We start from the raw sequence: 14050 nt of genomic DNA, 5'->3' as shown, positions 1-14050 counted from the left end.
CTCTAAAATAATAAAGCCGAGTAAACTTCCTCTCCACAGTAAATTAATTGTGGGGAGGAAAACATATTTCCATAGCCTCTTTCAAAGAAAATAATAGCATCATATTCATTTGGACATAAGTTTTGAAATAGGAGCTTTTTGATTTCTTTAGATCTACTTGATACAACATCGTATGGAGTATCGTATTGGATAGTTATGTATTCCTCTTCAAATAAATAATTAATAAATTCATCTGTGCTTATAAGTTCACCACGATGTAGATACGTTGTGATGTCATTAAAGATGAAAGTTGCATTAATAGAGTCAGAAAAACATTCATCGCATATTGATTCGAAAATGATACCTCGACTCGAACCATCAAGACACCCCGGCTCCCTACATTCAAGATGTATTTCTTTTTCAAAATTTTCTGTCCAAACAATATCAAGCTTTATTGCAAAAGCATTTGAGATTGTAAGAAGCATGAATAGAAGTATTAATGCTTTCTTTTGCATTTTGAAAATAGCCTTGTGAAATGTTTATCAATCATGACGGTAAGTTCATTGTTACATTCTTGAACCTTAAACTTATATCCGTTTATAATCTTTTTAGATGCTAGGATTGTTAATTCATTCCTTTGTATGAGTTCGACAGCTGCGAGTTCTTCTTTATCTTTAAGACAATTTCGACCATTTAAAAGAGTTGAACGGCAGCTTTTTGGAATCTCGCCATAGCGTTGGTATGTCGTTTTTAATTTGTTCAGGTCAAGTTCCCATCTTCTTGGAATATTATCAAAATCAGTGAGTCCCTGATAGAGGCTGTATAGTGCCCGAGCGATATAGAAAAATGGACCAAGTTTAGAGTTGAAGTAAGTTAGTGTATTTGAAATACCTTCAAAGTTAATTCTACATGCAGCACATGCCGCGACACCATCTGTTTGTTTATCACTAATATCGGAACCACTGTTGGCGATAATATCACCACCTTGGCGGTCAACACATGCACCCACTGATATTCCTCGAAAGTGATATAGATTTGTAGGGCTTTTATTACTTCCTGTAATTGATACTGCACATGGTACACCAATTAGAGGACCAAATTCAGTAATCAATTCTACATTAACCTTAGATTTTTCATATTCTTTATTAAATTCAATTTGTCCATCTTCGATCATTTTATTAAATGAAGTAACGTAACCAGGAGTTAGACTTACACGAGTGTAAAGTACACCTGGAGTAAACCAGCTCATGAGTCCTTGGCCAATATCGGATACAAATCGAGTCATAACTTGTTTTGTTTTAAAGTAAGGGTCGTAGACTTTACAAGCAACCCTTTCAGCATAGGGATTGAAGAGGTCTGAAGATGGCTGTGAGAATTTTGATTTCCAAAATAAGTCACCATAGTAAGTAGCACGAGATGTTTCAATGATACTGATGATTGATTTTCTTAAACAGTGACTAATTGATCGACAAATAATGTCACCATTTTTGTAGATGATGAAGTCTTGTGAAAGAGCGTCACTTTCATAATGCTTGTCTGGAAAGGTTTCAAATGACTGATCAGCACGAGTTTTGTCAATATACCATTGATGAAAACCTTCATATTCTATTTCAAAACTTTCATCCCAAATCTCTTTTTGCTTAAGACCTTTACAATATGATCTCGTCTCATCCATTAGTTCTTTGTAGTAATCAATGATTTTATTGTAGGGAGAGTCTGTAAAGAGAATGTCGAGATTATCAATTAACTCAGTTCCTTTAAGTCCTTCAATATGCTTTTTCGTAAAACTGAATATATCATCAGATATAACAGATGCCTCTGCACAAAGATAGTAGAGGTCATTTTTAATAATATTTCCATCAAGATTTCGAAAGTAAAAATCTAATTGATCTCTAACTTCTTTTGGATCGAGCCTTTTTCTTACTAGGGTATAAAATGTTAAGGCATCAATTAGCTTGTTTTTTACATAATTCTTAGTCTGTGTTTGGTTTTTGAATATATGTTGAATCCAGGCATCTGCATCATCGTAAGAGCCAAGGTCTAAGATATCTTTATTAACATTAGCAAATGGATCTTTTAATAAATCATTTTGAACGCCTTCTGAAATAGGGGATAGAATATCGAGTTCAAGCGCTTCTTTTTCAAAGTTTCTACGAGAAAACTCGCGGAATGAATTCTCTGCAAGTCTCTTATTATTACAAGTAGGCATGATATCACTACGACATCCATTAGGAGAAAACAGAATATAATCTTGAGTGTTTGAATTGCGAATTATATTTTCATATTTTGTGTTTTCGACTTTCAGATTCTTCATTGCCCATGCAAAGTAGAGTTTCATCGAATTCCAGTAATCAAAGCCAACTTTTTTATCCCAATAACGCTCTTTTATATTTTTAATATCAAATTGATAACCAGCTACTTGTAAGTTCTCAAGTGTATCAATTCCATCCATGCGACATTCGTCTACTGTTTCACCTATGTCGCTAAGTTGTTTTGCAATCCTATTCAGGTCTTGGATACTTGGCTTTTGTCCAAAGAGATTTGCCTGTAATGGGCCAAATTTTTTTACTTTTAAACATTTGTACGTATTACTATCTTTAATGTACTTAGAGTTGAAGTAGTTACTATCCTCAAAACTGTCATAAAGACGATGCTTTAATCGATGGGAAGAAGTCCAAATATTTTCAATATAATAATTAAGTTGCGGGCATTGTAACTTTCCATAACATTCTTTAAGCATTGTTCGGTACTTAACAGGAATATTATTTTCACTATCAAGATGTGGGAGGAGTGGAAGCTGGCCGGAAAGTAATTTCTCATGAATCTCTTGTGTAAGTCTTGTTGTTTTATTTCGAAAGTCTCGTATAAGTTCTTTGGTAATTGTTGCTCTATCTTGTCCTGTTCTATTGGCAAGACGATATGCCGCCTTTGCTGCAATCGTATTGTTTAGAAAAATAAACATGGATCGTGTTGGCTTTTTGGAATCAAAAGCACATGAAGCACGATTTCTTAACTGAACCTTACTTAACTCCACATCAAGATCATTAAGATCTAAGTTTTTCCACTCATTCCACTTCGTACCAGCAAGAGTACTTAGTGAGACCCAAAATATAAAAGCAATAAAAAAACCTCTCTTCATAGAGAGGTTTTATAATTTTGAGTTTTTCTTAACAATTAAAGAAAAAGTTAATTATTGATTACTCTTGCCACAATTTCCTGATTTTCCAATGATTGTCGTATAGAAAAGGATCATTGCTTCATCGGCAGGAGTGAAACCGCGGCGAGTATTGCCATCTGTATCAAGTAGGCCATACATGTAGCGATTAATAGCAATATAAACAGACTTAGGTACCTTGATGCGCTGAGTACATTTCCCGTTGTAGTATCTAACGTTAACTCCCCAGTATTCACCATTGATTTGTCCACCGTATCCTCCTGTGTAGATATTCACACCACTACCAGCTTGCTGATTCATACCCTCTCCGATATTAAATCCTACTTCAAATCCTCCAAATTTATTTTCAGAAGCAAATAAAGTACAAAGACCTTTTCGGCAAGAGACTTTAATGTCTTCTTCAATTTTTAGTAATATCTCTTCATTTGAAAATTTTTCGAATTCAAATTGGTCTTCACCTCCCCCAAACATGTCATCGACATCATTTGCAAATACTGAAGTAGTCATAATCATTAATACTAGTAATAACTTTTTCATTTCATTCTCCTCTTTTAGTAAGTCTTTTTTAGAAATCAATATCCCCAAAGTCATCATCATCCCATCCATCGTCATCTTGGTCTGATCCAGGAGGTTCACACGTGAAATATGGTCCTTTAAAGTTCTGTATTGTTGTTTGATTGTTATGATTAGATATTTTTTTATATGAAACATTTTCAATAATATATTTATCGTTCTTGTCGATATCTATATTAAACTCTAGTGCAAATAATAAACGATGATCTTTTTTAAGAATACATTGCCCATTTTCACAGTAGTCTGTGAAGTATGGTGGCCATACTGTATTTTTAAAGACTCTACTTATTGAGTTAACGGAGTTTTTAACTCCTACATGGTTTTCACCGGTAAACCTAATTGTGTCGAAAACAGGAAAGCTAGGTAAGCTATTATAGCGCTGAATTTCTCCAATTGGATTGATTGAACCAATAGTTTGCCCCTCTCGTGCAATGTTAGGAATTGTATTAGGATTTAAGAGCAGGCGACTTTCAATTTGTCCCTTAAACATCATATAATTATACTCGATATCGTTCATATCGACTTCAAGACGATAGCGTCGGTTTTTTTCAAGAGAGTTTTTGTTAAGAGATATTCCTAAACCACTTATCATTCCGATCCAATCTGCTGGAGCTATACCACCATCAAACCATGACTTTATATACTCTTTCTTTTTTGGGTTTGTGATATCAAAAAGAGCATATTCACTTGCAACTGGTTGGCTGTAATCACATGAAGAAGTGCAAACTCCATTCAAACATTTGGATTCTTCACATTGATTGTTGACCAAAATCGGAGCTTTAATTGTTATAAGTTCATCCGATATTTTGTTTATATTTATTTTTCCTACTGTTGTATTTTTTATTTTCCATTGTGTTGGCCACTTCGGAATATCCTCGTAACGAGATTTATTTGTTGGTACTATAGGATCTGGGTTTTGAGTAAATCTAAATTTTATATCTTCCAAAAACTCAAGTTTTGCAGACCTTCCCGTGGCATCTCCTGCGGCATAAAGTTCAAGTGTTCCCATGATATCTTGTAGTGCAAATTTATTCTCATCGTAGAATTCTTTTTCAAGGCATTTTTGAGCTATTTTTGGAGTAATTTTAAATTGAGAATCTGGCTTTGGTTTAAAAAAGCAGAAAAACCCAAAGAAGTTAGCCCTGTTTTTATCAATGCGATTTAGTTTACAGCCTGGTTGGCCTTCCTCTGGAAGCTCCAATCCTGTTTTTGATTTATCTTCTACATCAAAGCTTACACAATGATTAATAAGATATCTTCTTCTTTGAAGTCTTTTATTTCGATCTTCTTTTTTTAGTCCATTGATTTTTTCGACATTCTCAATTCTACACTGATCTTTGGAGCCAAACGTTAGAGTGTCATTTATACTGAAAGATAAAAACTCATCAGATAATATAAAATTCTCTATACCAATTGCAAACATCATGAACTTTTTTTGGCTTGCAGCCTTTTGACATGAGGATGCTAGAAGAGAGGGCATTTCATCTTGAAAAATACCTTCTTCATCAAAAATCATCGCTTTTTTATCAATTAATGAAAGAGAAACATTAATAGCTTCTGGAGCATTAATATTTACGCATGCATAGCTTCTAAAGCTAATTAAAGTTACTAATATAAGAAGTATTCCTTTCATATTCCCCCCCTCACAAATTGATAAAAAAGGGTGAAGCCTAGACTTCACCCAATAAACTATTTCTTATAATCCGCCATTTAGACTTGTAATTGCTGTGTCAGTACAAATATTTGCACCATGCATTTTCCATCTTCTGACTCGATCAATCATGTTAGGAGAGTGTCCGCTTTTTTCTTTGAAAACATAACGAACCACACATCCTCTAAGGTCTGCTGGACCTTGTAGATCTGGAAAGTTAACAGTTGAATTATTAGCAAGAGAAGCTGATGGCCCATCTACGAAAATACTTCCACCATTTTTGTCTTTACAGTATAGAACTGTTTTAACATGTAGATTTGCAAGTGACTGGTAGCTGTGTGCTGACCATACGATTGGTCCATTGTTTAAGTCCCAGTTTAGATCAATAGTAGGAGAACCTGCTAAGTCAGTTGCTGTAACTTTTCTTTCTGCTTTGTAGAATGGAGTTAGAGACTCTTGTTGATTGTTATCTGCATACTTAACAATTTCATCAACATTGATGTTAAATGATTCATCTTGATTTTCAGTTAAGTAATCAATTTGAGTCGCTCTGAAACAAATATCAACAAAGTATTTAGAACCATACTTTTCTGAACCTAGATTGAACGAAAGTTCTTTAAGTCTTGCTGCAAATTTGTTTCCAGTAAAATACTCATCTTCTAATTCATTGTAACTATGAGTTCCAGCGATTACCTCTAGGTCTCTATCGATTCCAAAAGTTGGGTCGCCATGGTCTCTCCATGCTGTATACGTAGCTTTCATTACATCAAGAGTATTGTCGTAATCCCCATCCATATCTCCTGTACATACACAGTCACAGCCTACACCAGTTTGTGGATCACAATTATTCGATGGTGGAGGAGTTTCTTGTAAGCCAATATCTGCCAATAGACCTGGTCCGTTACCTTGTCCTGGGAATGGGCCATTACCTGGGAATTGACCACCAGTTGCTCCACCGCCTGGGAATGGAAAGCCTCCACCATTTTGACCACTAGTTGGCTGACCAGCTACACCATTGCCATCTGGATTACAAGATTGAAACGTTTCTGGATTGTAGCAAATCTTTCCTCTTTGAGGCTTGTGCTTTAAACCAGCATTACATGGATAAATCGATGCACCAGATGATAGTACATCAAAATCGAATTGTACTCGCGCCGCTTGCGACGAGAATGTTGTTAGAAACATAGCGGATGCTAGTAGAAGTTTCTTCATTACCCTCTCCTTTTTAGTTAGGTTGTTAGACAAAAAATATTGATGAAGAAATTTGTAGCAACCCAATTTTTGAAAGTCGATAGGGGTCAAGGTTAGGAAAGGTGAATTTGACTTTAATTAACTGCCTTTTAAGAATTGCTTAACTAGATTGAAGGTTTTCTTTAGAGACTTCTTCCGATTCTTTCGCTTCTGTAATTTGGTAACCAAATTGTTTGACGATATCTTTTGGGGTTAGGATTCCAATGATTCTTTTTTCATCAAGTCTTGAGACGACCGGTAGACGGGAGATATGGAATCTTTTGAGTCTATGAAGTGCAATATATAAACTCTGATCAGGATAAATCTTTATAATTTTCTTTTCGCAACAATGTTCAATTTTCATTTCACCATTGCCCTTAGCGTGTTGAACTCGAAGCTCTGATGTTGACATCATTCCAAGTAGTCTTCCATTTTTTAAAACGGGAAATCCTTGTAGTTTTGGATTGTGCTCTTCAATGTCTTTAAGTGTTTCTGCAACAGATAGACTTGCACCATAGGTAATAATATCTCTAATCATTGCATCTTCAACATGTAGTTGATCAAGAACTTCTAGGTCTTCTTTTGTTGGTAGATGAATTCCATCTTGTGCAGATATTTGTTCATAGATTGATTCGTTCTCTGTTGGTTTTGAAGAGAGCATATAGGCAATGATATTTGCAATCATAAGTGGAAGAATAATATTGTAGTCTCTCGTCAATTCAAAGACGATGAGTATTGAAGTAAATGGAGCTCTAATAACTGTTACAAAAAAAGCTCCCATTCCAACTAATGCATAAGCTCCAGTGTTTGTTGTAATCTCTGGAAAAAAGGCATTGGCAAGTGAACCAATTAAACTCCCAAGAGTTGCTCCCATTAAAAGTGTTGGCATGAATAGACCACCAGATATTCCAGCTGAATAACAAAGTGATGTGGCAAGAAACTTTAGACAGAACATGATAAAGAGAATTTTCGGATCAAGAATTAACGATAGTAGAGTATCTTCAATCGTTCCGTGACCACTACCAATTACGCTAGAGTGAACTTGGGTCATAAGTGCAATGATTAAAAAGACAATCATCATATATGTTAGCTTATGGCTTTTCATATATTTTCGATTAAATTCTCTAAAGGTAAGAACTGACTTCATCCACAGTGGTCCAATAAAGGCACACACAATACCAATTGTTAAATAGAATAATAACTCACGGTGATCATGCATCTTATAATAAAGTTGCTCAAACATGTGAGTTTGTCCTGTTAAGATCTGTCCTGTAACAGAGGCAACAACAGAAGAGATAACAATTGAACCAAGTACTTTTGCGTTTAGATCACCCACAACTTCTTCAAGTGTAAAAACAACAGCGGAAATTGGAGTTGCAAAAGCGGCAGCAATACCACCAGCTGCACCTACGGCAACGAGGGCCTTTATTTTCTTTTTAGAAAGATGAAATGAAAAACCTAAGCGAGATGCAATTCCGGCCGCTATTGTTACAGTCGGTCCTTCTCGTCCAAGTGAAACACCTGAGCCAAGGGCCATTAATGTTGTAATTGTTTTTGCGAAAGTGTCTCTAAGGCTAATTTTTCCATGATCAACAACTAGTGCCGCTCGAACTTTTGGAATTCCAGAACCCTCTGTGAATGGAAACTTTCTTGTGGTTATCCAGCCAGATATAAATAGGGCCACACCTCCAAGAAGAACGGATTCCCATGTAAAAGTTGAATCAGTTTTTAGTATATGTTGGAGCCAGTGGACTCCTTTTTGAAGGCCTACGGCCACGAAAGCTGATAAAACGCCTGTAATTAGCGTAAGGACAAAAAATGTTCTCTCTTCTGCAGTTTCATCCTGCAGGAATTTGCCTAAAAGTTTTTGGTTAAACTTTAGCTTCATACAGTATTTATCGGTCTCAATCCTTATTTTTATAGGATAACTTGTTAATTTCTCGCAATATCTCATATTCTTAAGATTCCGTGAAGGAAATTGTGCTTGGTGCCATCAAAAAAAGTTGATACATAACCTTGACATGTATCCGTTTGCTACCAAGTTATGTATAAAGATTATGAATTAAACAAAAAATGTATTTAACTGGAGGAATTATGCAAGTTAAACCATTACAAGATAGAGTTCTTATTAAAAGAGTTGAAGACGAAACGAAGACAGCTGGAGGGATTATTATTCCTGATAACCACTCAGAGAAGCCTGCTCAGGGAGAAGTTATTGCTGTTGGTCCAGGTTACCGTTTAGATAATGGATCTGTAGCAGAACTTGCTGTAAAAGAAGGAGATAAGGTTCTTTTTGGAAAGTATTCAGGAAGCGAAGTTAAGCTTGAAGGTCAAGAGTACCTTATTATGAAAGAATCAGATATCTTAGGAATTTTAGTTTAATCGAATCGATTACATATAGGAGATAATTATGGCAAAAGAATTAAAGTATTCAGAAGAAGCAAGAGGACTAATCCTAGACGGTGTTAACCAACTTGCTAATGCAGTAAGAGTTACTCTAGGGCCAAAAGGTAGAAACGTAGTAATCCAAAAATCATTTGGAGCTCCACACATCACAAAAGATGGTGTTTCTGTTGCAAAAGAAATTGAATTAGAAAATAACTTCCAAAATATGGGCGCTCAAATGGTTAAAGAGGTTGCTCAAAAAACAAATGAAGATGCAGGTGATGGAACAACAACTGCAACAGTTCTAGCTCAAGCAATTTACACAGAAGGTGCAAAACTTGTAACTGCTGGTCACAACCCAATGGATCTTAAAAGAGGGATTGATACAGCTGTTGAAAAAGTCGTTTCAGAACTTAGAAATGTTTCTAAAGAGATCAAAACAAATGAAGAGATCGAACAAGTAGGAACAATCTCTGCAAATAACGATAAAGAAATCGGAACACTTCTTGCGCAAGCTATGGATAGAGTTGGAAAAGATGGTGTTATCACAATTGAAGAATCAAAGACTGCTGAAACAACTTTAGATGTTGTTGAAGGTATGCAATTTGACCGTGGTTACCTTTCTCCGTACTTCGTAACTAATTCTGAAAAGATGGAAGTTTCATTTGATAATGCAAATATCCTTATTACTGATAAGAAAATTGCAAATATGAAAGAGCTTCTTCCAATCCTTGAAAAAGCTGTTCAAACTTCTAAGCCACTTTTAATCATCGCTGAAGATGTTGAAGGTGAAGCAATTACAACTCTTGTTGTTAATAAGCTAAGAGGAACATTAAACGTTGCAGCTGTTAAAGCTCCAGGTTTTGGTGATAGAAGAAAAGAGATGCTTAAAGATATTGCTGCCCTAACTGGTGGTACAGTTATCTCTGAAGAGCTTGGAATGAGCCTTGAGACTGCTGACCTTGCACACCTTGGTTCAGCTAAGAAGATCTCAATTGATAAAGAAAATACAACTATCGTAGACGGTGCTGGTGAAGCATCTGCAGTTGAAGCTCGTGTTTCTCAAATTAAGGGACAAATTGCTGAGACAACTTCTGATTACGATAGAGAAAAACTACAAGAAAGACTTGCAAAGCTTTCTGGTGGTGTAGCTGTTGTAAACGTTGGTGCTCCAACTGAAACAGAAATGAAAGAAAAGAAAGACCGTGTTGAAGATGCACTAAATGCAACAAGAGCTGCTGTTGAAGAAGGTATTGTTGTTGGTGGTGGATCTGCTCTTGTTAAAGCTGCAAACGTTCTTGCAGGTCTTAAGACAGATAGAGAAGAAGAAATGCATGGGATTAAGATCGTTCAAAGAGCTGTTGAAGCTCCTCTTAGACAAATCGCTACAAATGCAGGCCTTGAAGGTTCAGTAGTTGTAAACGAAGTTAAAAAGAATGAAGATGCAAAATATGGATTCAACGCTCGTGAAGAAAAATATGAAGATCTAATCGCAGCAGGTATCATTGATCCTGTTAAGGTTACTCGTTCAGCTCTTCAAAATGCTGCTTCAGTTGCAGGACTTATGCTTACAACTGAAACAATGATCGCTGATCTTCCAAAAGAAGATAATGGTCCAGCAATGCCACCAATGGGTGGTGGAATGGGCGGAATGCCAGGGATGATGTAAGCGCCCCCGCAAAATTGACTGGCTAAGGCCAGTCTATTGTTTGCGGCGCTAGCTCCCCAGTCTTTAGCTAGAAAACTATTTCAACAAGCCTGCATTTATGCAGGCTTTTATGTTCAGGATGAATTGTATGTCAGCGAGAGGCAGGAGCCGGAGCTGACTGTTGTCTCTGGAGCAATGGGAAAGCATCCGCAAACAAGAACGATATTTTCACGAAGTGAAAATGAGTAAAATACTTTCTCATATAACCGAAACACGCGAGCTACGCTCTTTGTTTCTTGAGTCACATCCATCTCTGCTTCAAAACTGCCCGTTGGGGCACTTTTGCCGCAAGATGTTCACGAAGTGAAAGTTAGCAAAAACCTCTCTTAAGTAGCCGAACATCGGAGAATCGAACCCACGCCCACCCCCAGAGGCGTAAAATGTTTTTACACTTAATTTTCAATCTCAATCATTTCAACGCATTACACGCTTTAATTAAACTAAATAAAGTTATTTTCCAGAATTCCGATATAATTTTTATTACGTTCTATTCTTTTTGGGGGAATCAAAAATGAACTATTCAAATATTAAGGCCTTAGTGGTTGATGATCTAGATTATATCAGAAGTTCACTCTTAAGCCTGCTTGGTGATATGGGAATTACTAATATCCAAGAAGCAGAAGATGGAGAAATTGCCTTAGAAAAGATTCTTAATGAATATGAAAGCGGAGCCCCTTTTCAGGTGATTCTGTGTGATGTTCATATGCCAAATTGTGATGGAATTTCACTGTTGGAAAGAATCCGCTCAGATAAGAGGGTCGCGAATGTTCCTGTACTTATGGTTAGTTCTGAATCGGATGTGTCGATAATTAAAAAGCTTATTTTGATGGGGGCAGATAGCTACTTATTAAAGCCTTTCACTTCGGATAATTTAGAAAAGAAAATTCACAGTGTATTAAAAGTAGATCATGTGGCTTAAGAGATAAGCCACATGAAATTTATCTTATTCTTGACGACGTAATTCGTATTGAATTTCCCTGAAGTTCGAATTGATACAACTCTGGTAAGAAAAGCTAACACCATCTCCAAAATTCATACAGTGGCTTAAAAATAAACCAAGGCTTCTTTCTACTTTATTGAAGTTGTTATTTACACAGCTTTCAAATGAGAAGCTTAAATCATCTCCAAAATTATTACAGTAAGAAAAGAACTCTCTTGGTAGATCAAATGTTAAACGACGAAAGTTTGAATTAATACAATTCGTGAAACTTAAGCTTACTGTACTTCCATAGTTAGAACAGTGTGATGGAAAAAATGATTCTTCTTCGGCATTACTTGCACTAACAGAAACAAATGCTAATAGTGAAAAAATTGAAACTAATAGATATTTCTTCATAAATCCTCCCTAATTATTTATAAATACAATTTTATGATTAAAGAAAATCATTCGGCAACTTAAGTTTTCTAACGCGTGAAGCCTTACAATGAAGACTTTGGGGGTTATAATACTTAGCATTATCAAGTGAGGAATTATGTTTAATAAAGAGAGTAAAGTAGAGGTTGAAAAACCTGCATTCTTATCTGCGAAATGGTTTAAGGATGAAGCGTGGTCATGGATCAAAATCATCTTAATTGTTTTTGGTTTTAGATCGACATTTGTTGATCACTATCATATCCCAACAGGCTCTCTACTTCCTACAAATGCAATTGGTGATTCAATTGTGGTAAATAAAATGTCCTATGGATTTAAACTTCCTTTCACTGAATTCTTTAACCCTATTTATCTCGGTGGTCAGTCTCTTCCAGAAAGAGGAGATATTATTGTATTTGAATATCCAATAAACCCAGCGATTCTTTTTGTAAAAAGAACAATTGCTCTTCCAGGTGATACTGTTGAGGTTTATGAAAATAAGCTCTTCATAAATGGGAAAGAGATTGAGAAAGAAGTTATAAGTGGTGAGAAGGAGAAAGAACTTCGAGACCTTTATGACAAAGAGCCAACTCTTAATCCTGAAGATATCAAATTCTACTATCAAAAAATTGGTGATAAGAAATTTACAATTGGTGAGAACCCAACATTTTTTAGACACCTTAATCAAGATAAGGTGACTGTTCCTGATGGCCATGTATTTGTGATGGGTGACAATAGAGATTACTCAAGTGATTCCAGAGTTTGGGGATTTGTTCCTATCAAGAATATTAGAGGGAAGGCGTTCATGGTTTGGATGTCTCTTGTCTACCCTTGGTCAGATAAACCATTTCATTTTAGGCCAGAACGAATCGGTACATCTCTTTAAGAAAACCTGACAATAAATTTTCTATGGTGCCAGAAAGGAAACTACTCAAGTACTAGTTTCCTTTTGGTCCTACCGTAAGTCCCTGTTTTTGTAGGACCGCTTAATCTTCTTTGGCGCGGCCTGTGGGGCGTTTTGCTCATTTTAGATGTCAACTTTTTGTAAGTTATTGAATCTACTATTAGTTAATTTTGGCACAATTCCTGCTTATATATAAGTAACCAAGGGGCATCGGGACCCTTCCAAAATTAGGACGATTTTGGGTTAATTGCAATAGGACGTTGCAGTGGTTACTGAGAAGTTACACTTATGAATTTAAGGTATCTTTCGGAAAAAAACGGGCCTAGAGGTTAGGGCGACAGAATTGTAAAAAGCACGAAGCTTGAAATTAATCCACCTCTAGGCCCTTTTAAAACATTGATAAAACTTGGTGTCCACGGATGGACACAGAAGAAACATGGAAGTTATAAAGCTTTGGAGATACATCCCTCTCTCCCTATGATTTAATCCAAAGCTTAAGAAGCCGAGAGCAATGTGTGTGGTATTTATTTAATCTTGCTCTCGGCTTTTCTATTATTTACCGGCAATTTTTTCCCCTTAGTATTTCAACATAAACATCCACTCCAATAGAACCGATGTGTTCATTGTGAGAAAGTCTAACTATGTAATCTATTTGCAATTTGAAAAGAAGCTTGGCGAGGAATTCCTCTATATGTCGAGAGTATTTTCTGAATTTGGAATAAAGCTTGTTCCAATGAAGTTAGGTGACTTTAAGTCTATCAGAATGCGTGAGCATCAATTTATTATTGCTTCTGTTCGCGATATTCGATCATTCGTAAATTACAATAAGTTATTGAAGAGATATCTGAATTATATGCTCAGACAAGGAAGTGTAACTCTATTTGAATTTAGTTCATTTTCTATTGTTCATGATGATTCAATCTTAAAAACAAAGCGCGTTTTTCAAGAAAGACTGCCTGTTAGTATGTTTCGTATGGCCGATCTTATTGGCCAAAACATGTTTAGTAAGCTTGTTACCAATTCAAGCCGCTGGCCAGGTGGCCGTAGGGCGAAGCTTCCAGAATACTAATCGGGAAGCCTTAGAAAAAAGTGGG

The 14050-nt window shown here is 36.0% G+C and carries 12 protein-coding genes; 5 read left to right on the top strand and 7 right to left on the bottom strand.

Annotated elements, in window-relative coordinates; translation table 11 throughout:
* Window positions 1–2 precede the first annotated feature (2 nt).
* The 6 genes from ACN5L8_RS08225 to ACN5L8_RS08200 all read right to left on the bottom strand — a co-directional run bounded on the left by ACN5L8_RS08225 (window position 3) and on the right by ACN5L8_RS08200 (window position 8496).
* A complete protein-coding gene (locus ACN5L8_RS08225; protein WP_412474039.1) occupies window positions 3–494 on the bottom strand; it encodes a hypothetical protein in 492 nt (163 codons plus the stop codon).
* Entirely contained in the window at window positions 476–3118 is a 2643-nt protein-coding gene (locus ACN5L8_RS08220; protein WP_419172801.1) for a hypothetical protein, read from the bottom strand. The genes ACN5L8_RS08225 and ACN5L8_RS08220 overlap by 19 nt, the downstream gene beginning before the upstream one ends.
* 51 nt (window positions 3119–3169) lie before the next feature.
* Window positions 3170–3691 (bottom strand): hypothetical protein, encoded by a 522-nt coding sequence (locus ACN5L8_RS08215; RefSeq protein WP_412474041.1) that lies wholly within the window; start codon window positions 3689–3691, stop codon window positions 3170–3172.
* A gap of 28 nt (window positions 3692–3719) precedes the next feature.
* Complete coding sequence (locus tag ACN5L8_RS08210; RefSeq protein WP_419172800.1) at window positions 3720–5360, bottom strand: hypothetical protein; 1641 nt, start codon at window positions 5358–5360, stop codon at window positions 3720–3722.
* Window positions 5361–5423: 63 nt separating this feature from the next.
* The gene (locus ACN5L8_RS08205) at window positions 5424–6590 is read right to left on the bottom strand and encodes a hypothetical protein (protein WP_412474043.1); all 1167 of its coding nucleotides are present in this window, start codon (window positions 6588–6590) and stop codon (window positions 5424–5426) included.
* A gap of 139 nt (window positions 6591–6729) precedes the next feature.
* Window positions 6730–8496 (bottom strand): chloride channel protein, encoded by a 1767-nt coding sequence (locus ACN5L8_RS08200; protein ID WP_334678734.1) that lies wholly within the window; start codon window positions 8494–8496, stop codon window positions 6730–6732.
* Between the two features lie 206 nt (window positions 8497–8702).
* Between ACN5L8_RS08200 and groES the strand changes: the two genes are divergently transcribed.
* The 3 genes from groES to ACN5L8_RS08185 all read left to right on the top strand — a co-directional run bounded on the left by groES (window position 8703) and on the right by ACN5L8_RS08185 (window position 11620).
* Window positions 8703–8990 (top strand): co-chaperone GroES, encoded by a 288-nt coding sequence (groES, locus tag ACN5L8_RS08195; RefSeq protein ID WP_115362156.1) that lies wholly within the window; start codon window positions 8703–8705, stop codon window positions 8988–8990.
* A gap of 28 nt (window positions 8991–9018) precedes the next feature.
* On the top strand, window positions 9019–10662 hold the full coding sequence (groL, locus tag ACN5L8_RS08190) for a chaperonin GroEL (RefSeq protein WP_419172799.1): 1644 nt from the start codon (window positions 9019–9021) through the stop codon (window positions 10660–10662).
* Window positions 10663–11212: 550 nt separating this feature from the next.
* Window positions 11213–11620, top strand: coding sequence for a response regulator (locus tag ACN5L8_RS08185; protein WP_419172798.1), 408 nt, complete (start codon window positions 11213–11215; stop codon window positions 11618–11620).
* 24 nt (window positions 11621–11644) lie between these two features.
* On the opposite strand, the gene ACN5L8_RS08180 is transcribed toward ACN5L8_RS08185, so the two are convergent.
* Window positions 11645–12037 (bottom strand): hypothetical protein, encoded by a 393-nt coding sequence (locus ACN5L8_RS08180; protein WP_120404105.1) that lies wholly within the window; start codon window positions 12035–12037, stop codon window positions 11645–11647.
* A gap of 136 nt (window positions 12038–12173) precedes the next feature.
* On the opposite strand from ACN5L8_RS08180, the gene lepB reads away from it, so the two are divergent.
* Both lepB and ACN5L8_RS08170 read left to right on the top strand, forming a co-directional pair.
* The gene (gene lepB, locus ACN5L8_RS08175; protein ID WP_419172797.1) at window positions 12174–12938 is read left to right on the top strand and encodes a signal peptidase I; all 765 of its coding nucleotides are present in this window, start codon (window positions 12174–12176) and stop codon (window positions 12936–12938) included.
* Between the two features lie 709 nt (window positions 12939–13647).
* Complete coding sequence (locus tag ACN5L8_RS08170; RefSeq protein WP_115362147.1) at window positions 13648–14025, top strand: hypothetical protein; 378 nt, start codon at window positions 13648–13650, stop codon at window positions 14023–14025.
* Window positions 14026–14050: the final 25 nt, after the last annotated feature.

The organism is Halobacteriovorax sp., assembly GCF_048381875.1.
Lineage (GTDB): Bacteria > Bdellovibrionota > Bacteriovoracia > Bacteriovoracales > Bacteriovoracaceae > Halobacteriovorax_A > Halobacteriovorax_A vibrionivorans.
The sequence above is the reverse complement of the archived record's forward strand: the minus strand, read 5'-3'. Positions and strand labels throughout refer to the sequence as shown.

Bases quoted from the DNA above. Each gene is read 5' to 3' on its own strand.
- ACN5L8_RS08225 (WP_412474039.1), bottom strand. From the start codon at position 494: ATGCAAAAGAAAGCATTAATACTTCTATTCATGCTTCTTACAATCTCA.
- ACN5L8_RS08220 (WP_419172801.1), bottom strand. From the start codon at position 3,118: ATGAAGAGAGGTTTTTTTATTGCTTTTATATTTTGGGTCTCACTAAGT.
- ACN5L8_RS08215 (WP_412474041.1), bottom strand. From the start codon at position 3,691: ATGAAAAAGTTATTACTAGTATTAATGATTATGACTACTTCAGTATTT.
- ACN5L8_RS08210 (WP_419172800.1), bottom strand. From the start codon at position 5,360: ATGAAAGGAATACTTCTTATATTAGTAACTTTAATTAGCTTTAGAAGC.
- ACN5L8_RS08205 (WP_412474043.1), bottom strand. From the start codon at position 6,590: ATGAAGAAACTTCTACTAGCATCCGCTATGTTTCTAACAACATTCTCG.
- ACN5L8_RS08200 (WP_334678734.1), bottom strand. From the start codon at position 8,496: ATGAAGCTAAAGTTTAACCAAAAACTTTTAGGCAAATTCCTGCAGGAT.
- groES (WP_115362156.1), top strand. From the start codon at position 8,703: ATGCAAGTTAAACCATTACAAGATAGAGTTCTTATTAAAAGAGTTGAA.
- groL (WP_419172799.1), top strand. From the start codon at position 9,019: ATGGCAAAAGAATTAAAGTATTCAGAAGAAGCAAGAGGACTAATCCTA.
- ACN5L8_RS08185 (WP_419172798.1), top strand. From the start codon at position 11,213: ATGAACTATTCAAATATTAAGGCCTTAGTGGTTGATGATCTAGATTAT.
- ACN5L8_RS08180 (WP_120404105.1), bottom strand. From the start codon at position 12,037: ATGAAGAAATATCTATTAGTTTCAATTTTTTCACTATTAGCATTTGTT.
- lepB (WP_419172797.1), top strand. From the start codon at position 12,174: ATGTTTAATAAAGAGAGTAAAGTAGAGGTTGAAAAACCTGCATTCTTA.
- ACN5L8_RS08170 (WP_115362147.1), top strand. From the start codon at position 13,648: ATGTCGAGAGTATTTTCTGAATTTGGAATAAAGCTTGTTCCAATGAAG.